Origin of the sequence: Schaalia odontolytica (assembly GCF_009730335.1) — a bacterium.
GTDB classification, from domain to species: Bacteria; Actinomycetota; Actinomycetes; order Actinomycetales; family Actinomycetaceae; genus Pauljensenia; species Pauljensenia dentiphila.
Map to the genome: position 1 here is coordinate 983652 of NZ_CP046315.1, position 22175 is coordinate 1005826.

A 22175-nucleotide genomic window follows, 5' to 3' on the forward strand; every position below is an offset into this window, starting at 1 on the left:
GGGCGCCTGCCCCGTGAGGCGTCAAGGCGAAGGTTTACTTACCTTCGGTCGACCACGACCAATCCTCGGGCCAGGTGTCGCCGGTGGCGTCGAGTTCGCCCAGGTCGAGCGTCTTCTTCACCGCGGTGATCTGGTAGTACGGGTTGGGCATCCACAGAACGGGGAGGTCCTCCGCGAGGTAGTCGTTGTATGCCTGGAGAGCGTTGGGCTCGGAGGAGCGGGTCGACTCTTCGATGAGCTTGTCAGCCTCGGGGTTCTTGTACTGGCCGAGGTTGACGGGAGCGTCAGAGGCGAAGAGGCGCTCGCCGGACGCGTAGATCGGGAAGCCCCACGAGGTCTGGGATCCGAAGAAGGACATGTCCCAGGTGCAGGGGGTCTCGTCGTCACATGCCTGCGAGGCGCCGACCGAGTCGGGGACCTCGTTCATGTCGATCTTGATGCCGAGCTTGCCGAACTGGGAGATGATCTCCTCGAACATCTGGTGCGTGGAGACGAAGCCCGACTGGGAGACGAGCTTGAAGTTCAGCTTGTCGCCGGCGTTGATACCCTCGCCACACTGGTTGGCGCCGGTGCCGGGGTTCTCGCAGGTGGTTTCACCATCGGGCACGACCTTCCAGCCGTGGTCCTCGAGGAGCTTCTTGGCGGCATCCGGATCGAACTTGTAGACGCAGCCCTCGGTGGTGCCGGTCTTCTCAGCGGGCATCGGGACGGGGCCACAGGTCGGGGAGGCGGTGCCGGACCAGATCTTCTCAGACAGGGTCGGCTGGTCGATCAGCTGCTGCATCGCCTGGCGGATGTACTTCTGGTTGATGAACTTCGAGCCGGGGGCCTTCTCGTGGAAGTTCAGGGCCAGGTAGGTGATGGAGTTGCCGGGCCACAGGAAGACGTTGTAGCCCTTGTCCTCGACGGCCTTGCGCTGGTTGTACTGCGCGGCCGGAATGTAGCCGAAGTCGATGGCGCCCGAACGCACGGAGTTGAACTCAGCGTCGTCACCCGTGAACGCCTTGTAAATCAGCGCGTCGATCTTGGGCTTGTCCTCGCCCCAGTAGTTCTCGTTGGGGACGAGCTTGAGGCCCTGGTCGGGGGTGAACTCCGCGAGCTTCCAGGGGCCGTTCACCGTCTGCCACAGCGGGTTGGTGGCGTAGGAGGACAGGTTCTTGGCCTCGCCCTGCAGGTAGGCGAAGACCTTCTGGGCGCCCTCGGGGGTGCGGTCGAGGTCGGAGACGGCCTCGTCGGCGCTGGTCTTGTCCCAGGCGTGCTGGGGGAGTAGAGCGACCTTGTTGATCTGGTTGTCAATGAACCAGGCGGGGGCGAACATGGTCTCGGTGGTGATCGAGAACGTGTGCTCGTCGATGATCTTCAGATCGGCACCGTCGGGGAAGAAGCCCTTCTTGTACGAGGCCCATTCGTCCTTGTTGTTGGTGACGAGGTTCCACCAGAACTCGATGTCGCGGGTGGTGACGGGCGTGCCGTCGGACCACTTGGCGTCGTCGCGCAGCTTGATGGTGTAGGTCAGGCCGTCCTCAGAGACCTCGGGAACGGTGCCCAGGGACTTGGGGAGGTTGATCTTGTAGGGGGTTTCAGAGGTGGACTTGTAGGCGAAGAGCGGGCGGTACATCGCCTGGATGAACTGGCCGTTTTCGCCCTGCGTGTAGCCCTTTGCGGAGATCGGGAAGATCCAGTTGGGGGTACGCGAGGCCATCGTGACCTCGTTCTTTCCGGTTTCCGAGTTGGCTGCCTGGCCGCCGCCGCTACTGCTGCTGCCACCACAGGCGGACAGGCCCAGGGAGGCGACCATTGCGAGGGCCGCGCCGGTGACCATCCACCGCTTCTTTCTAAGGTTCATGACTGCTCCAAATCAACGTTGATCGGGGACACTGACGGATGACAATCCTGTCAGATGACGTTCATCATATGACAGTTTGTCGGCGAATGTTGCCACTTTGGGCAAAATGTGGAATGTTACGAAAAAATAACAAGATATTTCGACGAAAGAAGTGTAAGACTTTCTTCGGTGGGGCATAATGAATCATGTTCTCAACGATGAGCGCAGTGTAACGTTGTCGTTACTGCATGCGTACTTAGAGGAGGTGTCATGGCCACGCACGATGTCGACGAGACCATCCTTACGCTGATTGGGTCCGGTCAAGCGGACACCAGGCCCGCGATTGTCAAGCAAACGGGCCTCGCACCATCAACGGTGTCGGCCGCTGTGTCTCGCCTCGTCGAAGCCGGGGTCATCGCGGAAGCGGAGCACTCTGTTTCCACGGGTGGGCGGCGCGCACGCCGCCTCGTCACCTCCGACGGCGCCGGAGCACTCGCCCTCGTCGAGCTGGGAGCCCACCACGGCCTCATTGCCCTGACGGACCCCACCCGCGGAGTCGGGCAGGCATTGAGCCTCCTTATCGACATTGCGGAAGGGCCCCAGGCGGTGCTCGACGCTGTCATGGACGAGGTGTCCCGCCAGGAAGAAGCTGCCGGCGTGCGGGTCGGTGGCATTGCCCTGGCGGTCCCTGGTCCCGTGGACGCGGAGCGCTCTCGCGTGATCCGCCCCGCCCGTATGCCCGGGTGGGACGGCATCAATGTCGCCGAGGCCGTCACCGAGCAGTGCGGCCTGCCCGCCCTCATTGAGAACGACGCGCGCGCGGGAGCCATCGGCGAATCCGTCTACCGCCGTCGACTTCAGGGCGTGACCCCCATCGACACGCTTATCTACGTCAAGGCTGGCTCCGCCATCGGCGGCGCCTACCTCGTCGATGGCGTGCCGCAGGTGGGGCAGGGCGGACTGGCCGGGGATATCTCGCACATCCCCGTCGAGGCCGCCGCGGGCCGCCCCTGCAAGTGCGGCAACGTCGGATGCCTCGAAACGATCGCGTCCGCCGACTCGATCCGAGCAGACCTGGCCGCAGCAGGCCTCGTCTATGAGAACAACGCACAGCTTCTGGCCGCAGCACGCGACGGTATCCCCGAAGTTGCGACGGCCATCCGCCAGGCGGGCACCCTCCTGGGCCACTGCGTCGCCCACCTCGTGTCCTTCCTGGCACCCCAGGGAGTCATCGTCGGTGGAGCACTCTCCGCCGTCGACGCCTTCACCGCCGGAGTGCGCGCCGCACTCCACCAATCCTGCCTCCCCTCGATCATGGAACACCTCGTGATCGAATCGTCTCGATCAGGGCGCGAAGCGGCGCTCTGGGGGCTCTCGACACTTACCCCCTCGAAGATCTCAAAGGAGAATCGCTCATGACCAAGCCCCGCATCGCGGTTGCCGGCATCCACATCGAATCCTCGACGTTCACCCCCTACATCTCGACCGCCGACGACTTCATCGTCACCCGCGGCGAGGAACTGATGGACCGCTTCTACTGGCGCGACGAGGACTGGGCCACCCAGATCGAGTGGATCCCCGTCCTGCACTCGCGCGCCCTGCCCGGCGGTGTCGTCGAGCGTGGCGCCTACGACGCCTGGAAGGCTGAGATCCTTGAGGGCCTCGCGGCCGCCGGCCCCCTCGACGGCCTCTTCTTCGACATCCACGGCGCCATGAGTGTCCAGGGCATGGACGACGCCGAGGGCGACCTCATCAACGCCATCCGCGGCGTCATCGGCCCCGATCCCATGGTCAGCGCCTCGATGGACCTGCACGGAAACGTCTCCCAGGACCTCTTCGACGGCTGCGACATCCTCACCTGCTACCGCCTCGCACCCCATGAGGACGCTCTCGAGTCGCGCCGTCGCGCCGCATACAACCTGGGCATGCGCCTCCTCAACGGCCAGCCGAAGCCCGTCAAGGCCCTCGTCCACGTCCCCGTCCTGCTCCCGGGCGAGAAGACCTCGACCCGCATCGAACCCGCCAAGTCCCTCTACAAGATGATCGACCCCATCGAAGCGATGGACGGCATCCTGGACGCCGCGATCTGGATCGGCTTCGCGTGGGCTGACCAGCCGCGCTGCAAGGGCGCTGTCGTCGTCACGGGTGACGACGCGGAGCTCGTCAAGGAACAGGCCGAGCGCATCGGCCAGTACTTCTGGGACGTGCACGACCGCTTCGAGTTTGTGGCCCCCGTTGCTTCCATGGAAGAGTGCCTGGCAGCCGCCGAGGAGGGCCCCAAGCCCTTCTTCATCTCGGACTCCGGCGACAACCCGGGTGCCGGCGGCGCCGACGACGTGACGGTCGCGCTCGCGGCCCTGCTCGCGTGGAAGCCCGTCCAGGAGGCGACGCTCGACGTCATCTACGCCTCGATCATCGATCCTGCCGCGGCCGCCGTTGCGTGGGAGGCTGGTGTCGGCGCCGAGGTCGACCTCGAGGTCGGTGGACACATTGACACCCGCGAGCCTGGCCCGCTGAACGTCCACGCCACGGTCGAGGCCCTCGCCGACGACCCGATGGGTGGCCACACCGCGCTGCTGCGCACGGGCGGCCTGCGCTTCATCATTACGACGAACCGCAATCAGTACACGATGTACAGCCAGTTCGAGCTGCTTGGCGTGGATATCACCACCGCCGACGTCGTTGTCGTCAAGATCGGTTACCTGGAGCCCGACCTGTACGAGACCCAGAAGGGCTGGCTCATGGCGCTGACCCCCGGTGGCGTTGATCAGGACCTCATCCGCCTCGGTCACCACAAGATTGAGCGCCCGATGTTCCCCTTTGATCCGGATATGGCAGATCCCGATCTGAATGCTCAGGTCGTCGTACCATGAGCGCCGTCAAGGATTCCGCGGGCCCGGTATTTGCGGGCATCGACATCGGCGGCACATCCATCAAGTGGATGATCGTCGATGAGGCGGGCGCGATCCTCACTCAGGGAAACGAGCCGACGGACCGCGAGGCCGTGGCCGAGCAGGTGGGACGAATCGGCGCGCGACTCGCGAGCGACTATCCGGGACTGGTCGGTTTCGGCCTGATCTGCCCCGGCCTCGTCGATGAGGAGAGCGGGATCGTCGTGTATGCGGCGAACCTTGAGCTGCGCGGCGTCCAGCTGGCCCGCGCGGTCGAGGACGCCACGGGCGTACCTGCTGCACTCATGCACGACGGGCGCGCCGCCGGCCTGGCTGAGGGACTCCTCGGCGCGGGCCGAGGGGCTTCCTCCTTCCTCATGATGCCCATCGGTACCGGCATCTCTGTGGCCCTCATGCTCGGTGACAACCTGTGGAGTGGTGCGACGTTTAGCGCCGGTGAAGTCGGGCACGCGCCCGTTTTCCCCGGTGGTGAGTCCTGCCGTTGTGGGTCGCGTGGGTGCCTGGAGGTCTACGCCTCGGCGAAGGGCATCGCCCGACGCTACGAGCAGGCGACCGGAGAGGACATCGGTGCGAAGGCCGTCGAGGCCGGCATCGGTACCGACCCGGTCGCGACCGAGGTATGGGACACCGCGGTTCGTGCACTCGCGCTATCTCTCACCCACATGACGCTCACCGTCGACGTTGAGCGCATCATCATCGGCGGCGGCCTGTCGCACGCGGGCGAGAACCTGCTGGCGCCGCTGCGCGAGGAATTCGCTTCGATGCTGACATTCCGTGACGCTCCCGAGATCGTCCGCGCATCCCTCGGGGGTGCGGGTGGTCGCTGGGGCGCCGCGATCCTCGCTGCCCGCGTGGGCGGCTCGACGTGCTACGAGAGGTGGCAGCCGTGACGACTGTAGAGATTTGCGTGGAAGATGCCGTGGGCGTGCGCCGCGCGCGCGACGGGGGAGCGGATCGCATCGAGATCTGCACCGACCTATCGTGCGGCGGCCTGACCCCCGCATTCGACGAGGTGGCCGCCGCCCTTGAGGTGGCGCCCGCTGGTGGCGTTCAGGTGCTCGTGCGCCCGCGCCCCGGGGACTTCGTGCATACGCGCGAAGAGGTCGATCGCATCGCCTCCGATATCGTGACCCTCTCGTCGATCGGTCGTGGATCGGACGTGCGCCTCGGCTTCGTCGTTGGCGTCATTACCCGCGACGGGCAGATCGACGTGAACGCGGCCGCGCGCCTGCGGGACACAGCCGAGGACGCGCCGCTGACCTTCCACCGTGGTTTCGACCAGGTTGCGGATCAGGATCGCGGTCTCGACGTTCTCATGGAACTCGGTTACGACCGTGTGCTGACGACGGGTGGAGATCCGGCCGTCGCGCAGCCGGACGCCCTCGCCCGTCTCGTCGAGCGCGGGGGAGACGACATCATCATCCTGGTGTCGGGTGGCCTGCGCGCTCATAACGTCGCCGAGGTCGTGGCTGCCTCGGGAGCACGCGAGGTCCACATGCGCGCTCCCGGAACCTCAGGAACCGATCAGGCGGAGGTCGAGCGAATCGTCGCTGCCCTGCACGGATAACCCAGCTCACACGTTTCCAAAAAATCTTCGTCGATTCGTCTGATAAATCGACGTCAGCCGTGTAAGGTTAAACACATGAGAATTGGAATTTTCAACGACGAAGATCAGATCGCATCCCTCGCAGCGGACCGCATCCTCGAGGTGTACCGCGCTAAGCCGAACTTCGTGCTCGGCCTGGCCACCGGCTCCTCGCCGCTCAAGCTCTACGCAGAGCTCGTGCGCCGCTACGAGGCCGGTCAGATCTCCTTTGCCCAGGTTCGTTCCTACAACCTCGACGAGTATGTGGGCCTGCCCCGCGACCACTACGAGGGCTACGCGAACTTCATCCACCGCAACCTCGTCGACCTCGTCGACATGCCCGAGGGTGCGGCACACGGACCCGACGGCTGGTGCGATGACCTTGAGGCCGGCGCTGCCGCCTACGACGAGGCCATCAAGGCCGACGGCGGCATCGACATTCAGGTCCTCGGCATCGGCTCTGATGGCCACATCGGCTTCAATGAGCCCGGCGGCACCCTTGCGTCGCGCACCCACGTGGGCGTCCTGACCGAGCAGACCCGCCGCGACAACGCCCGCTTCTTCGATGGCGACATCGACCAGGTCCCCACGCACTGCGTGACTCAGGGCCTGGGCACGATCATGGACTCGCGCGCCCACATCTTCATCGCCACGGGTGAAGGCAAGGCCGACGCGGTCAAGGCCATGATCGAGGGTGGCGTCACCCAGCGCTGGCCCGCGTCCATCCTCCAGCACCACCCCGACGTCACCGTGCTCCTCGACGAGGCCGCCGCCTCCAAGCTCGAGCTCGCAGACTTCTACAGGGAGGTCTGGGAGAAGGAACACCTGTGAGATAGGTTCCCCACCCGACTTCGCCCCGGCCTCGTCAATGCGAGGCCGGGGCCTTATTGTGAGCGTCGCTTCTTCGCTCCCGGCGCACGCGTGCCACCCGTTGGAAGCACACCTCGGCACGTACAATGGACCCCATGCGTAATGCCCTCGACGAACCCACCGGTCCCTCCGCGCCCTCCGGTCCCTCCACCGCGTCCTCGACCGGCCTGCTGGAGCGTACCGAGACCCGCAAGGAGCGCACCGGCGGGGACGGCGACCGCTTCGCCCACTTCGTGCGCAAGGACAAGGCGAACTCGTCCATGGTGACGGGGCAGCCCGTCGTTGCCCTGTGCGGCAAGGTGTGGATTCCCACCCGCGACGCCTCGCAGTACCCGGTGTGCCCCACCTGCAAGGAGCTGCGTGACTCAATGGGAAAGAACGGGCGTAACTGGCCCTTCTCCGACGGCGGAAAGGGCTCCGACAAGTGAGCGAGACGACCCGGCGCGCACCCGTTGGCAGGCTGCGCGCCTGGCAGGCTGCTGCCCTGGATCGCTACATGGCGACGTCCCCGCGTGACTTCCTGGCTGTCGCAACGCCGGGCGCAGGTAAGACGACATTCGCCCTGACGCTTGCGACCGAGCTGATCGCCCGCGGCATCGTCGACAAGCTCACCGTCGTGTGCCCCACCGAGCACCTCAAGGGACAGTGGGCCTCGAGCGCCGCGCGCTTCGGCATCCACATCGACCCCGACTTTACGAACTCGCAGGGCGTGGCCGGCTCGCACTTCGATGGCGTGGCTGTCACCTACGCGCAGATTGGCTCCAACCCGGCCGTTCACGCGGCGCGCACCCGTGCCTACCGTACCCTCGTCATCCTCGACGAAATTCACCACGCCGGCGACTCCCTGTCGTGGGGCGATGGCGTGCGCGAGGCCTTCACGGACGCGACGCGGCGCCTAGCACTGACGGGTACGCCCTTCCGCTCCGATACCTCTCCGATTCCCTTCGTCACCTACGAGGAGGACGAGGAGGGCATCCGACGCTCGCGCGCCGACTATACCTACGGCTACGGGGACGCCCTCAAGGATGGCGTCGTTCGTCCCGTCCTGTTCATGTCCTACTCGGGGCAGATGGCCTGGCGCACCAGCGCGGGCGACGAGGTGAGCGCCCGCCTGGGTGAGCCTCTCACCAAGGACATGATGAAGCAGGCCTGGCGCACCGCGCTGGATCCCAAGGGCGAGTGGATTCCCGCCGTCCTGCGCGCCGCCGATATGCGCCTCGAAGAGGTGCGCCGCGCCGTGCCCGACGCGGGCGGCCTTGTCATCGCCTCCAACCAGGAGCACGCACGCGCCTACGCCCGCCACCTGCGCCTGATCACCGGCAAGGCCCCCACGGTCGTCCTGTCCGACGACGCGGATGCCTCCGACCGCATCTCCGAGTTCGCCGACTCCACCGACAAGTGGATGGTCGCCGTGCGCATGGTGTCCGAGGGCGTCGACGTGCCCCGCCTCGCGGTCGGCGTCTACGCGACCAACGCCTCCACGCCGCTGTTCTTCGCTCAGGCCATCGGCCGCTACGTACGAGCCCGTCGTCGCGGCGAGACGGCCACCGTCTTCATCCCTTCCGTTGTACCCCTGCTGACGCTCGCCGGCGGCATGGAGGTCGAGCGCGACCATGCGCTGGATCGCCCCAAGCGCGACGAGGCCAGCGAAGACGACATGTGGAATCCTGAGGATGCGCTTGTCGCGGCCGCGAACCGCGAGGAGAGAGCTTCCTCCGACCTGCTCTCCCAGTTCGAGGTCCTGGGCGCGGACGCCGAGTTCGACGGGGTCCTCTTCGACGGTGCCGCATGGGGCGCCGGCGCCGAAGTAGGCTCCGAGGAAGAGCAGGAATACCTGGGTATTCCGGGCCTGCTGGACGCCGACCAGGTGACGACCCTGCTGCGCGCTCGCCAGGCCGACCAGGTTGCCGCGCAGAAGAAGACCCGCGCCGCGCAGAAGATGCGCGAAGAGAATGCCGGCATCCCCGCCCACAAGCTGCGTGCCGCCAAGCGCAAGGAGCTTCAGCACCTGGTCTCCACGTGGTCGCGCCGCTCCGGCGAGACCCACGCGACCATTCACTCGCGCCTGCGTTCGCGCTGCGGCGGCCCCGAGGTTGCCCAGGCCACGACCGAGCAGATCGAGGCCCGCATCGCCCTGCTGCGCGAGTGGTTTGTCGGCCGCCACTGACGCGCACTCCCGCAGCACTGTCCGCGCCCTGATGCATAACGAGCCCCGTCCTCATCCCTCCGAGAGAAGGACGAGGCCGGGGCTTCGTTCAGTGAGAGGTGGGGGTCAGTCGACCTGCTCGTAGCGCGTGGGGATTGCGACCTCGCCCTCGGACAGGCGCCACGCCTGGTAGGGCAGCTCGTTGCGGGCGCGCAGGTGGTGCTCCTGGGCGCGGGACAGTGCCTCGGGGCCCCAGGCTTCGGTGTCGATCTGACCGCCGCGGACCAGCTGGACCTGCAGCGGGCGGGCGCCCCGCTCGGCCAGTAGAGCCTGGCCCTCCTCGAAGGACATGCCAACGAGCAGGAGTTCCTCGGTTGCGTAGCCGTCCTCGCCCATGACGCGGCCGGCAACCTTGCGTCCGCCGACCGTGGACTTCGACTCGGCCTTCTTGGCCACGGAAACGATCTGGCCGTTGCTATCCTCGCGCTGGACAACCTTGTAGACCAGGGCGGCCGTCGGGACGCCCGAGCCCGTCACGAGCTTGGTGCCCACGCCGTAGGAGTCCACGGGGGCCGCGCCCAGGGCGGCGATCGCGTACTCGTCCAGGTCGGAAGTCACCGTGATCTTCGTGGTGGTCGCGCCCATCGCGTCGAGCTGTCCGCGCACCTTGAACGCCTCAGCGACGAGGTCGCCGGAGTCCAGGCGCACCGCGCCCAGCTCGCCGCCGGCAGCACGCGCTGCCTCGACCGCGTTGATGACGCCCTGCCTGATGTCGTAGGTGTCCACGAGCAGGGTCGTGCCCGTGCCCAGCTTGGCGACCTGAGAGTCGAAGGCGTCGCGTTCGGTGTCATGCAGGAGCGTGAACGCGTGGGCGGCTGTGCCGATGCAACGGATGCCGTAGCGCTTGGCTGCCTCGAGGTCGGAGGTGCCCTGGAAGCCGCCGATGATGGCGGCGCGGGCGGCGGAGACCGCGGCGCGCTCGTGGGCACGGCGAGCACCCATGTCCATGCAGGGACGTCCGTGTGCGGCGATTGTCATACGCGAGGCGGCGGAAGCCACCGCGCAATCGTGGTTGAGGATCGACAGGAGCAGCGTCTCCAGGAGCGTGCAGTCCGCGAACGTGCCCTCAACGGTCAGCAGGGGAGAGCCGGGGAAGTAGCACTCGCCCTCGGCGTAGCCCCAGATGTCGCCCGTGAAACGCCACGAAGCCAGGAACTGTGCCGCCTCCTTGGAGATGATCCCCTGGTCGTGTAACCAATCGATCTGCTCAGCGTCGAACTCGAAGCGTTCCAGGGCCTCGAGAATGCGGCCGGTGCCGGCGACAACGCCGAAGCGTCGTGTGGCGGGCAGGCGGCGCCCAAACAGCTCAAACGTGCAGCGACGATGCGCGGTGCCATCCTTCAGGGCGGCGTCGAGCATCGTGAGCTCGTACATATCGGTCAGCAATGAGGTAGATGTCGATGCAGGCATACTGTGAGCCTACCCTGAGAAGCGTGTCACCGGGGTGCGAATTTCCTTCCCTGATACCCAAATACGTCTTAGTGTTGACGTATGACAACGATGTTCCAACCCGCGTCCCGCACGCACGAGGCACCCACCGCGGTGCCGCGTTGGCGTGCCGTCGTGTGGGACGATCCTGTCAACCTCATGAGCTATGTGAGCGCTGTGTTTCGCCAGTATTTCGGCTATTCCAACGCCCGCGCTGAGGAACTCATGATGGCCGTTCATACGCGCGGGCGCGCCACCGTTTCCACGGGCGTGCGCGAACGCATCGAGGCGGACGTCATGGCTATGCACTCCTACGGTCTGCGCGCCACCATCGAAGAGGACCGGGACTGAGGATATGGAAGGGTTCGCTCTTCGAGACGGTGTCTATGCCTCGTCGATGAGCGACGGCGAGGCGCTCCTCCTGCGCCAGTTGGCCACGGAGGTTCTCGTTGTCTTGGATGATCCCGGTGAGTACGCCGCGACCTCGTCCATGGTGAATGCCGCCACCGAGACCGAGCAGCGCCGAGACGAACCCCGCGAACGCACTCTGCGTATGCTGCTGCCCTCGATGAGCGAGGATGACGAAGATGCTGGCCGCCTGCGCGCCCTCACCGAGGATTCTCTGCGCACCGATAAGTCCGTCCGTCTGCGTGCCATCGTCGGCGATCTTGACCACATCGTTCACGGTGAGAGCGACACCCTGAGGATCCAGCCCGAGGCCGTGTGGTCCTGGCTGGGTGCGCTCAATGACATTAGGCTCGGCTTAGCCGGTGAGCTGGACCTATCGGATTCACACGACGCTCGGCGCATCGAAGAATTGGCGCTCAGTGAGCCGACGGGGGAGCGCTCGCAAACCGTCGCAGCCATCTATATGCTCATCACATGGTGGCAGGACTCACTCCTAGAAGCCGTCAATAATTCCCAGTAACGCATAAGGTCGATACATGAACAACGCCCCGATCGGAATTTTCGACTCGGGCCTAGGTGGGCTGACGGTGGCTCGCGCAGTCATCGACAAGCTGCCCGACGAAGAGATCATCTACCTGGGCGACACCGAGCACACGCCTTACGGCCCGCGCGCGATCGCGCAGGTCCGCTCGCTGACGCTCTCCGCCCTCGACGAGCTGGCATCGCGCGGAGTGAAGGCGCTCGTCATCGCCTGCAACACGGCGACGGCCGCCGCGCTTGCGGATGCTCGGGAACGCTACTGGATCGATGCCGGGATCCCCGTCGTCGAGGTCATTACCCCGGCGGCACGCCAGAGCGTTATCGCCACGCGTAACCACCACGTGGGCGTCATCGGTACGAAGGCCACTATCCAGTCCGAGGCGTACCTGCGCGCGCTCGCAGCCGTCCCCGGGCTGACGGTCAGCCAGCAGGCCTGCCCCGCTTTCGTTGACTTCGTCGAGGCCGGGGTGACCACGGGCGAGGAGATCGAGGCCGTGGCGCGCGAGTATCTGACGCCGCTGAAGGAAGCGGGTGTGGACACGCTCATCCTGGGGTGTACGCACTACCCGCTGCTCACCGGTGTTATCGGCCGCATTATGGGCGAGCGAGTCACGCTCGTGACCTCCTCGGAGGCGACCGCGAACGTTACCTATAACGAGCTCGTGGACCGCGGGCTCCTTCACGACCCGTGGCCCGCGGGTGATGGGCCGCAGCACCAGTTCCTGGCCACGGGCGCTTCCGACTTGTTCCCGCGCCTGGCTCGCCGTTTCCTTGGCCCCGAGGTGGGCTCCGTTGCCCGCGTGAACACCGGCGGTGGTATCGCGTGAAGTTGACTGTCATCGGCGCTACCGGTTCGATGTCTGGCCCGGAGTCACCGGCCTCGTCCTACCTTGTTCAGGCCCGAGGCCTGGACCCTCGATCGGGGGAGGAGCGGACCTTCTCGCTCGCGTGCGACTTGGGTCCCGGTTCCTTCGGCGCGCTGTGGGCGCACGTGTTCCCATGTGAGCTCGACGCCTTGGCGCTGTCCCATTGTCACGCCGACCACATGGGCGACATCATCTCCCTGCAGGTCTACCGCAAGTGGGGCCCGGGGGCGGCCGCATCTGCGCTGCCCCTGTACGGTCCCGCTGAGACGATGCGTCGCGTACGCCAGATCGAAGACGCCCCGGACGGCGAGGCATACGAGGCTGAATTCGTCTTCACCCACATGCAGCTGGGCGAGGCCTACCAGGTTGGTCCCATGACGATTCGCCCCTACCGCGCTCTGCATCCGGTTGAGGCATTTGGCCTGCGCATCGAGGGGCCCTCCGAGGATGATCCTGAGCGCCTGGTGTCGCTGTTCTACACGGGGGACACCGACCTGTGCGACACGATCATCGAGGGGGCGCGCGGCGTTGACGTTCTCCTCAGCGAGGTCGGCTTCACGAGCGACGTGACCGAGCCCGACATGCACATGGACGGCGTGCGTGCGGGTGAGGTCGCCACGCGAGCCGGAGTGGGCCGCATGATCGCGACCCACATCCAGCCGTGGACGCCCCGCGATCGGGTGGCCTCCGAAGTGCGACAGACCTGGTCGGGTCCCCTCGACTTCGCGACCTCCGGGATGCAGGTCAGCCTCTGAGCCGACCCTCGCACCACCGATGGGTGAGGCGAGGTGGTTCCTCGGTCAGTCGCCGGATGTCGAGTATGAGGCGTTGTGACGCTTCCACTCCGCCAAGTATGTGGCCACGCGCGCGGGGCCTGACGCCTCGGACCAACCGTGGTTCTTGTGGCGCAGCAGGATCTTGCGAGTGCCCAGCGACGGTAGCGGGGTGATGCGCATGCCCTCCGTGTGGGCCCCGGCCAGCGCCATGGCCGGCAGGATCGTCGAGCCCGTGCGGGCGCGTACGAGGGCGCGGGCGGCCTCGTAAGTCGTGTAGAGGTGAGGCGCCCAGCGTGTGTCCGGAAATGCTTTCGTGATACGGCGCATGACGTGGTCGCCGCTGCTGCCCGGATTGACGCGCAGCCAGGTGAGGTCCGCAAGGTCTTCGATCGAGCCGATCGGGGGAGCGGAGTCCGGGGTGACGAGCATCCAGGGTTCGTCGAGGAATGGGACGTCCGTGTACCCGCGAGGGGCGAGGCCCGGGTCCTCGTCTCGTTCGATGACGAGGATGTCGTAGTGGCCGGTGCGCAGCGCGGCCATGCCCGGGGTCTCTTCTGTTTCCTCGATGCGCAGGTCGACGCCGGGCAGGGCGTCCGCGAGGTCGGGGAGTGCGGGGATGAGGGTGGAGCGACAAATCGTCAGGAACGCCCCAATGGTGACCGTTCCCGTCACCTGGCCGGTGAGGGGACGTAGCGCCTTGAGGGCTTCCTCGATATCGGCGTTGATGCGCTCGCCGGCCTCGGCGACGATCGTGCCGGCCGGGGTGAGAATCGCGCCGGACGTGGTGCGCTCGACGAGCTTGAGGCCGACTTCCTCCTCAAGTTTCTGGATCTGCTGGGACACTGCCGAGGGCGAGACCATGAGGATGTCGGCGGCGGCAACGATGCCGCCTTCACGCGCGACGGACAGAAGGAAAGGCAGGCGGCGAGGGTCGATATCCACGCGAACTCCTTCGTTAAGTGAAACTGTAAGATAACTATAGAACCATTCAATTGTGCTTGACTAGCGGAAGGTGCATCATATGAGTCATGACGATCTTTTCTCTCGCAATCACGATCCTCGGCTGGGTGGGCGCCGCCGCCTCCATCGCCGCCTACTACCTCGTCTCCTCCAAGCGCTTCGCTCCTGACTCCCTGCGCTACCACTCGCTGAACGTCTCCAGCTGCATCCTGCTGGCGATCGCCTGCGCCTCGACCGGCGCGTGGCCGTCCTTCCTGACGAACGCCATCTTTATCGGCGTCGGATGTACCATGATCTGGCGCGTGCGCGACCGCCTCGCGCGCCGCATCATGCAGGTCGTCCGCTTCTTCGACGTGCGCCGCTACCTGCCGCGTCGTGCGCGCCTGGCGCGCGCTCGCTGACTCTTCGCTGAATTGGGGTGGTGAGGGGGCAGGCCGTGGGCCTGCCCCCTCACCGTATCCACCTGCTGATTACTTAAGAGAAGTAACCCTCTTTGGTCAAGAAGTTTCCAAGCTGTACCAAGGAAAAGTCCGTAAGATGCTCTTCATAGAAAAATAAGAAAACATCGATGGAAAAAACGGGCTTTGAGGCGCACTATGTCAGTATGACGCGGTGACAGATCCATCGCACTGTACTCAAAGAGGAGCACACAATGTCTCGTTTCGTCGCATCACTCCTTCGTCGCCTCACCCATCACCGCAGGTGGCGCCAACAGCGCAACCCCCTGCAGTTCTCGATGGACCGCCCCATCTTCGGTAACCTCGTCGCCCGTTGATGGCGCGCCTGCGGGCGCAACACAAATCTGCCGGACACCCTCGGGTGCCCGGCACATTTGTGTCTGCGGTGCTTCTCAGCCGCGCAGGTACTCCACGATGTGGGGCATGAGGGCTCGGAAGGCGATGCCGCGGTGGCTGATCGCGTTCTTTTGATCCGCACTCATCTGAGCGGTCGTAACCTCGAAGCCCTCGGGGACGAAGATCGGGTCGTAGCCGAACCCGCCCTCGCCGCAAGGGGAACGCGTCAGGGTGCCGCGCACCTCGCCGCGCTCGACGAACTCGCGACCGTCCGGGGTGACGAGGACAGCGGCCGACACGAATGCCGCTCCGCGATGGGCGTCGGGAACGTCGCAGAGCTGATCGATGAGCAGACGCAGATTCGCCGCATCGTCCCCGTGGGAGCCGGCCCATCGCGCGGAGAAGATACCGGGCGCCCCGCCCAGAACGTCCACCGTGATACCGGAGTCGTCGGCGATGGCAGCCAGACCGGTGGCGCGAGCCAGCGCACGGGCCTTGATGAGGGAGTTCTCCTCGAAGGTCACACCGTCCTCGACCGGGGAAGCCACGTCGAAATCGCTCATGCGCGCCACGCAGCCGGCCTCGAAGCCCTCCCATGCGGGGGCCAGGATGGCTTCGAGCTCGCTGACCTTGTGCGCGTTGGAGGTCGCGAAGACCAGGCGCGCGCTCACGGACGCACCTCGACGCGCTCCATGAGGGGAGCCTCAAGCGCGAGCTTCTGCGCCTCTGCAAGCCGGGCGTTACCCAGGGTTGCCAGGTCCAGCAGCTCGTTGAGCTCGTCGCGGTTGAAAGGAGCGTGCTCGGCGGTGCCCTGCACCTCGATGAAGCGACCGTCGCCCGTCTGAACGACGTTCATGTCGGTTTCGGCGCGCACATCCTCGACGTAGGGCAGGTCCAGCATGGGGGTGCCGTCGATGACGCCCACGGAGATCGCGGAGATCGAGTCGGTGAGGACCTTCGCTGAGGGCTTGAGGATGCCCTGCTCCTTCGCCCAGCTCACGGCGTCGGCGAGGGCCACGTAAGCGCCCGTGATCGCTGCAGTGCGGGTGCCGCCGTCGGCGCGCAGAACGTCGCAGTCCAGGACGATGGTGTTCTCGCCGAGTGCGGAGACGTCGACGATGCCGCGCAGGGAGCGGCCAATGAGGCGCGAGATTTCCTGAGTGCGGCCGCCCACCTTGCCCTTGACGGACTCTCGGGAGGAGCGCTGCTCGGTTGCACGCGGAAGCATCGAGTACTCGCCGGTGACCCAGCCTTCGCCGGAGTCGCGCTTCCAACGCGGCACGCCTTCGGTGAAAGACGCAACACACAGGACGCGGGTGTTGCCGAACTCGATGAGGATGGAACCCTCACCGGTGCCCGACCAACCGCGGGTAATGGACACGGGACGGAGCTGGGACGGGGTGCGCCCATCGGCGCGCAGGGGAGTATTTGTCATAGTGCCTAGGGTAGCCCACCGCGTTACCGTGGAGTTATGAGTCTTGATCTACCTCTCGTCCGCGGTCACGTCGACGCGGCCGTCGCGCTGCGTGAATCCGTGGCTCCCGTCGCCCTGGTGCGCGCCGGTGAGGCCGATGTCATTCTCGTGGACGGTGCCGGCTTCGTTCTCCTTGACGAGGTTGAGGCATCCCCCTCGGGAGCCCCTGTCCTGCGGCGCCTGAGTGGGGACGAGGCCGTGCGTGCTGCTGAAGGAGGGACGGCCTCGTTCATCGGTGTCGCGCAGGGACGCTCCGTCGTCGCGATCGAGGTGAGTCGGGACGAGGCCTGGGGACGCTGGGAGCATCTGCGCGCGGTCGGGTGGCAGCTTGACGGTGACGACGCGGCCCTCGCGGTGACTGCGCTCGCGCTCGCGGGCTGGCACGCCAACTACCGCTTCTGCCCGCGCTGTGGGGCTCCGGTGCAGCTGGTGTCCGGCGGATGGGCCGCGCGATGCGAGGCGTGCGATCGGCTTGAATATCCGCGCCAGGACCCGGCGATCATCGTCCTCGTTGAGGATCACGATGGGCGCGTCCTCCTGGCGCACAACGCCCTGTGGCGGCCCGGCTTCGTGTCGATCATCGCCGGCTACGTCGAGGCCGGGGAGTCCCCGGACATCACGGTTGCCCGCGAGGTCGCCGAGGAGGTGGGCGTCGACATCGAGACGCCTACCTACGTCGCGACGCAGCCGTGGCCGTTCGGGCGTTCACAGATGATGGGCTACCGGGCTCGCACCGCTTTACCGCGCCCCACCCCGCAGGCGGATGGTGTGGAGATCGAGTGGGCGCGCTTCTACAGCCGCGACGAGCTGACCCGCGCGCTGGATAACGGGGAGATCAGCGCACCCGGTCGCGCCTCGATCGCCTACGCGCTGCTGCGGGAGTGGTACGGCGAGGAGCTGCCGAGCGGCCCGGACGGCGCGGGACGCAACTGAGCATGGGCGATGGAACAATGGGGACCATGAACCCCGAGGAACTGCTGGAGGCCCTGGACCCCGATCAGCGCGCCGTCGCCACGCAGGTCGCTGGCCCGCTCGCCGTCCTGGCGGGTGCGGGCACCGGCAAGACCCGCGCGATCACGTACCGCATCGCGTACGGGGCGGACGTTGGCGCCTTCGACCCATCCAACGTGCTCGCCGTGACCTTCACGCAGCGCGCGGCCTTCGAAATGCGTCACCGCCTGGCCCAGCTGGGTGTTCCTAAGGCTCAGGCGCGCACCTTCCACTCCGCCGCGCTGCGCCAGCTGCGCCATTTTTGGCCCACCGTCGTGGGCGGTCCGCTGCCCGACGTCATCCCGCACAAGGCCTCCCTCGTCGCGGCTTCCGCCGCGCGCCTGGGGATCACGATCGATCGCACGAACGTTCGCGACATCGCGGCCGAGGTCGAATGGGCGAAGGTCTCGATGATCGATGCCGCCCACTACGCCTCGCGCGTGGCTCGCCTGCGCCGCGATGTGCCCGCCGGGCTGGATGCAGGCGACATGGCGCGCCTCCTCGACGTGTATGAGGACGCGAAGAACGAACGCGGCGTCATCGACTTTGAGGACATCCTCATCTACCTGTGCGGCATGCTGCAGGAACGCGCGGATGTCGCCTCGATCGTGCGCAAGCAGTACCGCTCTTTCGTGGTCGATGAGTTCCAGGACGTCAACCTCCTCCAGGCACGCCTGCTCGACCTGTGGCTGGGTGGGCGCCACGACGTGTGCGTCGTCGGCGACGTCGCGCAGACGATCTACTCCTTTACGGGAGCGTCCCCGGATTACCTGACAGGTTTCGGACGCAAGCATCCGGGCGCACGCATCGTCGAGCTGACCCGCGACTACCGTTCGACCCCGCAGATCGTGAGCTTGGCGAACGACGTCCTGGCACGCTCGAGCCAGCGCGAGGGCACGGTGCGCCTATCCAGCCAGCGCGACGGCGGCGCCCAGGTCTCCTACCGCACCTACGACGACGATCGGGCCGAGGCCGAGGGCGTCGCAGCCTCGATTGCAAACCTCATCGCGGGCGGTATGGCGCCTCACTCGATCGCAGTTCTCATGCGTACGAACGGCCAGTCCCAGGCCTTCGAAGAGGCCCTGGGAGCGCGCGGTATTCCCATCGCCGTCGCCGGGGGAAAGCCCTTCTTTGCCCGCGATGACGTGCGTACCGCAATCTCGCGCCTGCGGGCCGCGGCGGCGGCCGCCACCGACGACGGGAGCGTGGGCGAGATCGTGCGTGACGTCCTCTCGGGCGTTGGCTGGGCACCCGAGGCACCCTCTGGCCAGGCGGGGTCCGAGCGCTGGTCGAACATGAACGCGATCGTCGGCTGGGCGGACGACAGCAAGGCGGAGACGCTCGCCGCCTTTGTGGCGGAGCTCGACGAACGGGTCGCCTACCAGGTCGAACCGGACAAGGCCGGTGTCGAGCTGGCCACGATCCACGCCGCCAAGGGCCTCGAATGGGACGCTGTCTTCCTCGTCGGCGTGGCCGAAGGCCTCCTCCCGATCTCGTACGCAAAGACTGCGGCCGCCCGCGAGGAGGAACGCCGCCTGCTGTACGTGGCCGTCACCCGTGCCCGCGACCTGCTGACCCTGTCGTGGGCGCGCTCGCGGGGCGCCGACGGGCGAGGTAAGCGTCATCGTAGCCGCCTGCTCGACGGCATCTGGCCCGAGGAAGTGGGCGTGGGCGCGCCGAAGAAGAGGGCGCGCGCCTCCACGCGCGCCCTCAACCAGGCCTTCGAAGAGGAGTCCTCGCCCCAGGTGATCGAGCTCTTCGGGCGCCTCAAGGCGTGGCGTCTCGAGGTCTCGCGCCAGGCGGGCGTGCCACCTTTCGCCGTGTTCACCGATCAGACCCTGCGCGACATTGCCCAGGCCATGCCAAAGAACACGACGCAGCTGCGCGTCATCCGTGGCATCGGTGACGTGAAGGTGCAACGCTTTGCTGCCCCGGTGCTCGCATTGGTGCGCGGCGAAGAGGTCATCGTCGACGAAGGGGCCTGAGCTAGCAGGCCACGCCGTCGATGCCGCAGACGCATTCGTGGGCGCCGATCGCGCGTTCGACGGCGATGGTTCCGTCCTCGTCGACCGTGGCGATTTCGGCGCACAGGTGCGGGGTGAGTGCCCCCGCAGCGAAGTCGCGCAGCAGGCGGGCAATCCGCAGGGCGGCTGCGAAGTGTGCCAGCTGGGGGAGCGGTCCGAGTGGCCACTGGGCGAGTTCTCGCAGGTGGGTGAGGTGGTAGGGATCTTGCTCGGCTCGCGCGTGCTCGATGCAATGGAAGCATGGCGTGGAGCCGGGAATCACGAACGGCCCAATCTCGTATGAGTGCTCTCCGCGCGTGATGAGCAGGTGGGGCGTGTCTGCGGCCATCAGCTCGAAGGGGATGCCGGGGTCCTGCGCCCGATCCGCTGATACGAGGGCGACGTCCGGCGTGTCCTGGGCGTGCAGGTTGGGCAGCGGGATCAGTGAGGCGAGTTCTCGGCGCACCGCACGCGAGCGCGGCGTGCCCGTGTAGGTGCCGCCGAACACATGATCCCAGTCGCCGTCCACCAGGGTGGGCGCGTCGATACGGAGCCACAGTGCGAGGGTGTCGACCAGCGAACGGAGAGCGAGGACAGTGGCTGGTACCGCGCCGAGAACTCCTACGGATAGGAGTGGGCGTCGGTCGGGGTGTTCCATGAGGTCCGCCGCGGCCAGCGCAGCGAGGAGGTCGGGGGAAGCCTCGGGAGAGTCCGAAGCGTGAACGGGCCCGGCCTGGCTGGCGAGCCAGAGCTGGTCGCTTGCGTGCAGGTCGTCGAGGCGCACGTGTCGGGCGCGGTCGCCACCTATTTGGACGCTGCCCGGACCACGCCACAGGATCGCCGTGTGATGCATCAGGTTCATGATGGTCTCCTTCAGTTTGTGACTGTTAGAGACATGATGAACCTATGTGTGTCGACTGTGTGGCGTTTTGGAAAATCTGTGGATAACTTGTCAGATCGTTCTTATATATATCAGTCTGTCGCATCCTTGGGGTTGGACGCTTCGGGGTTCTCGGGTTCGTCATCCGAGCCGGCCGAGGCCTCGTCCCCGGGTTCCAGCCCATCTGCCCAGCCGAGTGTTCCATCCAGGAGCGAGTTGAGGGCGGCGTCGATATCCGCGTCCTCTTCGGCCGCAGCCCGGCGCAGCGCCAGGAATGTGTCCGGCGTGGCCAGCTCCGTCTCGGAGGGAACCATATCCGGGTGCGACCACAGGGCCTCGCGAGCGTCGCGCCCGCCGTCGGCCTCCACCAGCGCAAAGATCGACGCGGCGCCGCGCGCCTGACGTGGGCGCATCTGCAGACCCATGAGTGTCCCGAGGATTTCCTCCGCGGGGCCACCCGACGCGCGGCGGCGACGCATCATCTCGCGTAGCGCGTCCGCGTGGGGCAGGTAGGGCAGGGTGGCGCGGGCTGTCACGACCTCGACCCAGCCCTCGATAAGGGCCAACATCGTCTCCAGGCGCGTGAGCGCACGGCGCTGATCGGGCGTCGTCGACAGCGCAAACACGCCGCCACTGAGGGCAGACTCCACCGAGTGCGGATCCGAGGGATCCACCGAGCGTGCCGCCTCGGAAATCGCCTCCGTGTCGATCGCGATCTGGGATGCGTAGCGCTCGACCGCGCGCACCAGGTCGCCCTCCAGCCACGGGACCGAGGCGAAGAGTCGGCGATGCGCCGCCTCGCGAACGGCGAGGAACTGACGGACCTCATCGAAGGGGATGTCGAGCCCCTCGGAGAACTGCGCGACGTTGTGCGGCAGCAGGGCGGCATGCGACGTGTCCGACAGGGGGATGCCTGTGTCGAAGGTGCCGAACGACTCGCCGGCCAAGGCTGCCAGTGCGCGTGCGATCTGCGCGGAGAACATCATCGCCGACAGGCGCGGCATCATCTCCTGTGTCTTACCGAGCATCGCAGCCATGCCGTCCGGCAGGGAGGCTGCGTCCCCCAGGCCCTCGGAACCGAACTGCTCCGAGAGGGCGGCGGACAGGGCGCGCGACACGTTGAGTGCGACGGGCTCGCAGATGCGCTTCCACGACGGAATCGTGTGCTCGACCCATGCGACCTTGCTCCACACGTCGCGGGTGACCGGGCCGGAGGCAAAATCGGTGACCGCGTCGAGCCACAGGTCCGCGACCGTCATCGCCTGACGGGCGGCTTCGGCCTCCGTGGCCGTGGGGGAGGGGTCGCCGCTCGCGTACGCTGCCTGCTTCGCGCTGTCCTCCACCATGCGCCAGTTGACGGGGCCGGCCGTCGTGTTCATGAGGAACTGGAACTGGCCCATCGCCGCGCGCATACGCGCGGGATCGGAAAACTCCGGGGGAAGATTCGCAGGATCGAAACCCTGAGCCTGCAGGGCGCGCGCGGCCTCAGCTGCCGCCTCCTCGCCCAGGATCGAGCGCAGGAAGTCCTCAAACGGGGTGCCGGAGTCAAACTCGTTCATGACCACAGACTAGCCGCCCGTTGTTCGCGGGGGCTAACAATCTTCTGCAAAAACGCTGAGAGCTGAAGGGGTGGCGCGCGGCGCACGTGCACTGGGGGA

General features: G+C 66.5%; 22 protein-coding genes. 15 read left to right on the forward strand and 7 right to left on the reverse strand.

The features are described 5' to 3' along the window. Positions 1–34: 34 nt before the first annotated feature. The gene (locus FOC40_RS04240; RefSeq protein WP_003794296.1) at positions 35–1846 is read right to left on the reverse strand and encodes a peptide ABC transporter substrate-binding protein; all 1812 of its coding nucleotides are present in this window, start codon (positions 1844–1846) and stop codon (positions 35–37) included. Positions 1847–2095: 249 nt separating this feature from the next. On the opposite strand from FOC40_RS04240, the gene FOC40_RS04245 reads away from it, so the two are divergent. The 7 genes from FOC40_RS04245 (at position 2096) to FOC40_RS04275 (ending at position 9359) form a co-directional block, all read left to right on the forward strand. Beyond that, on the forward strand, positions 2096–3244 hold the full coding sequence (locus FOC40_RS04245; protein ID WP_003794293.1) for an ROK family transcriptional regulator: 1149 nt from the start codon (positions 2096–2098) through the stop codon (positions 3242–3244). Further along, positions 3241–4698 (forward strand): M81 family metallopeptidase, encoded by a 1458-nt coding sequence (locus FOC40_RS04250; protein WP_003794291.1) that lies wholly within the window; start codon positions 3241–3243, stop codon positions 4696–4698. Before FOC40_RS04245 ends, FOC40_RS04250 begins: the two co-directional genes overlap by 4 nt. Beyond that, a complete protein-coding gene (locus FOC40_RS04255) occupies positions 4695–5627 on the forward strand; it encodes an ROK family protein (RefSeq protein WP_003794289.1) in 933 nt (310 codons plus the stop codon). The genes FOC40_RS04250 and FOC40_RS04255 overlap by 4 nt, the downstream gene beginning before the upstream one ends. After that, positions 5624–6304: a copper homeostasis protein CutC gene (locus tag FOC40_RS04260; RefSeq protein WP_039929516.1), complete on the forward strand. Its 681-nt coding sequence runs from the start codon at positions 5624–5626 to the stop codon at positions 6302–6304. Before FOC40_RS04255 ends, FOC40_RS04260 begins: the two co-directional genes overlap by 4 nt. A gap of 75 nt (positions 6305–6379) precedes the next feature. Then, complete coding sequence (gene nagB, locus FOC40_RS04265) at positions 6380–7153, forward strand: glucosamine-6-phosphate deaminase (protein ID WP_003790034.1); 774 nt, start codon at positions 6380–6382, stop codon at positions 7151–7153. 134 nt (positions 7154–7287) lie between these two features. Further along, positions 7288–7620, forward strand: coding sequence for a DUF3039 domain-containing protein (locus FOC40_RS04270; RefSeq protein WP_034464295.1), 333 nt, complete (start codon positions 7288–7290; stop codon positions 7618–7620). Beyond that, entirely contained in the window at positions 7617–9359 is a 1743-nt protein-coding gene (locus FOC40_RS04275; RefSeq protein WP_003794284.1) for a DEAD/DEAH box helicase, read from the forward strand. Before FOC40_RS04270 ends, FOC40_RS04275 begins: the two co-directional genes overlap by 4 nt. A 105-nt stretch (positions 9360–9464) precedes the next feature. Here FOC40_RS04275 and FOC40_RS04280 read toward each other — a convergent pair whose 3' ends face one another. Then, entirely contained in the window at positions 9465–10808 is a 1344-nt protein-coding gene (locus tag FOC40_RS04280) for a nicotinate phosphoribosyltransferase (RefSeq protein ID WP_039929223.1), read from the reverse strand. 81 nt (positions 10809–10889) lie between these two features. Here FOC40_RS04280 and clpS point away from each other — a divergent pair, with 81 nt between their 5' ends. From clpS to FOC40_RS04300, 4 genes are read left to right on the forward strand one after another with little or no spacing between them, the layout of a single operon-like run. After that, on the forward strand, positions 10890–11177 hold the full coding sequence (gene clpS / locus FOC40_RS04285; RefSeq protein ID WP_003790023.1) for an ATP-dependent Clp protease adapter ClpS: 288 nt from the start codon (positions 10890–10892) through the stop codon (positions 11175–11177). Positions 11178–11181: 4 nt separating this feature from the next. Further along, positions 11182–11754, forward strand: coding sequence for a DUF2017 family protein (locus FOC40_RS04290; RefSeq protein WP_003794278.1), 573 nt, complete (start codon positions 11182–11184; stop codon positions 11752–11754). Between the two features lie 16 nt (positions 11755–11770). After that, positions 11771–12601 (forward strand): glutamate racemase, encoded by an 831-nt coding sequence (murI, locus tag FOC40_RS04295; protein ID WP_003794276.1) that lies wholly within the window; start codon positions 11771–11773, stop codon positions 12599–12601. Further along, positions 12598–13395 (forward strand): MBL fold metallo-hydrolase, encoded by a 798-nt coding sequence (locus tag FOC40_RS04300; RefSeq protein ID WP_003794274.1) that lies wholly within the window; start codon positions 12598–12600, stop codon positions 13393–13395. Before murI ends, FOC40_RS04300 begins: the two co-directional genes overlap by 4 nt. 45 nt (positions 13396–13440) lie before the next feature. Here the strand turns inward: FOC40_RS04300 and FOC40_RS04305 are convergent, their stop codons facing one another. Continuing rightward, the gene (locus FOC40_RS04305) at positions 13441–14358 is read right to left on the reverse strand and encodes a LysR family transcriptional regulator (RefSeq protein ID WP_003794273.1); all 918 of its coding nucleotides are present in this window, start codon (positions 14356–14358) and stop codon (positions 13441–13443) included. A gap of 86 nt (positions 14359–14444) precedes the next feature. Here FOC40_RS04305 and FOC40_RS04310 point away from each other — a divergent pair, with 86 nt between their 5' ends. Both FOC40_RS04310 and FOC40_RS10780 read left to right on the forward strand, forming a co-directional pair. Continuing rightward, positions 14445–14777 carry a CBU_0592 family membrane protein gene (locus FOC40_RS04310; protein WP_003794271.1) on the forward strand — a complete coding sequence of 111 codons (333 nt, stop codon included), beginning with the start codon at positions 14445–14447 and terminating at the stop codon, positions 14775–14777. Between the two features lie 251 nt (positions 14778–15028). After that, positions 15029–15151 carry a hypothetical protein gene (locus FOC40_RS10780; protein WP_003790010.1) on the forward strand — a complete coding sequence of 41 codons (123 nt, stop codon included), beginning with the start codon at positions 15029–15031 and terminating at the stop codon, positions 15149–15151. 75 nt (positions 15152–15226) lie between these two features. On the opposite strand, the gene rdgB is transcribed toward FOC40_RS10780, so the two are convergent. Both rdgB and rph read right to left on the reverse strand, forming a co-directional pair. After that, positions 15227–15841, reverse strand: a complete 615-nt coding sequence (rdgB, locus tag FOC40_RS04315) for an RdgB/HAM1 family non-canonical purine NTP pyrophosphatase (RefSeq protein ID WP_003794268.1) — start codon at positions 15839–15841, stop codon at positions 15227–15229. Beyond that, positions 15838–16605: a ribonuclease PH gene (gene rph / locus FOC40_RS04320; RefSeq protein ID WP_003794266.1), complete on the reverse strand. Its 768-nt coding sequence runs from the start codon at positions 16603–16605 to the stop codon at positions 15838–15840. Before rph ends, rdgB begins: the two co-directional genes overlap by 4 nt. 36 nt (positions 16606–16641) lie before the next feature. Here rph and nudC point away from each other — a divergent pair, with 36 nt between their 5' ends. Both nudC and FOC40_RS04330 read left to right on the forward strand, forming a co-directional pair. Then, positions 16642–17577 carry an NAD(+) diphosphatase gene (gene nudC, locus FOC40_RS04325; protein WP_003794264.1) on the forward strand — a complete coding sequence of 312 codons (936 nt, stop codon included), beginning with the start codon at positions 16642–16644 and terminating at the stop codon, positions 17575–17577. A gap of 26 nt (positions 17578–17603) precedes the next feature. Beyond that, on the forward strand, positions 17604–19619 hold the full coding sequence (locus FOC40_RS04330) for an ATP-dependent DNA helicase UvrD2 (RefSeq protein WP_081445521.1): 2016 nt from the start codon (positions 17604–17606) through the stop codon (positions 19617–19619). Between the two features lies 1 nt (position 19620). Here the strand turns inward: FOC40_RS04330 and FOC40_RS04335 are convergent, their stop codons facing one another. Both FOC40_RS04335 and FOC40_RS04340 read right to left on the reverse strand, forming a co-directional pair. Next, complete coding sequence (locus FOC40_RS04335; protein WP_003794260.1) at positions 19621–20499, reverse strand: hypothetical protein; 879 nt, start codon at positions 20497–20499, stop codon at positions 19621–19623. A gap of 110 nt (positions 20500–20609) precedes the next feature. Beyond that, positions 20610–22076 (reverse strand): zinc-dependent metalloprotease, encoded by a 1467-nt coding sequence (locus FOC40_RS04340; RefSeq protein WP_003794259.1) that lies wholly within the window; start codon positions 22074–22076, stop codon positions 20610–20612. Positions 22077–22175 lie beyond the last annotated feature (99 nt).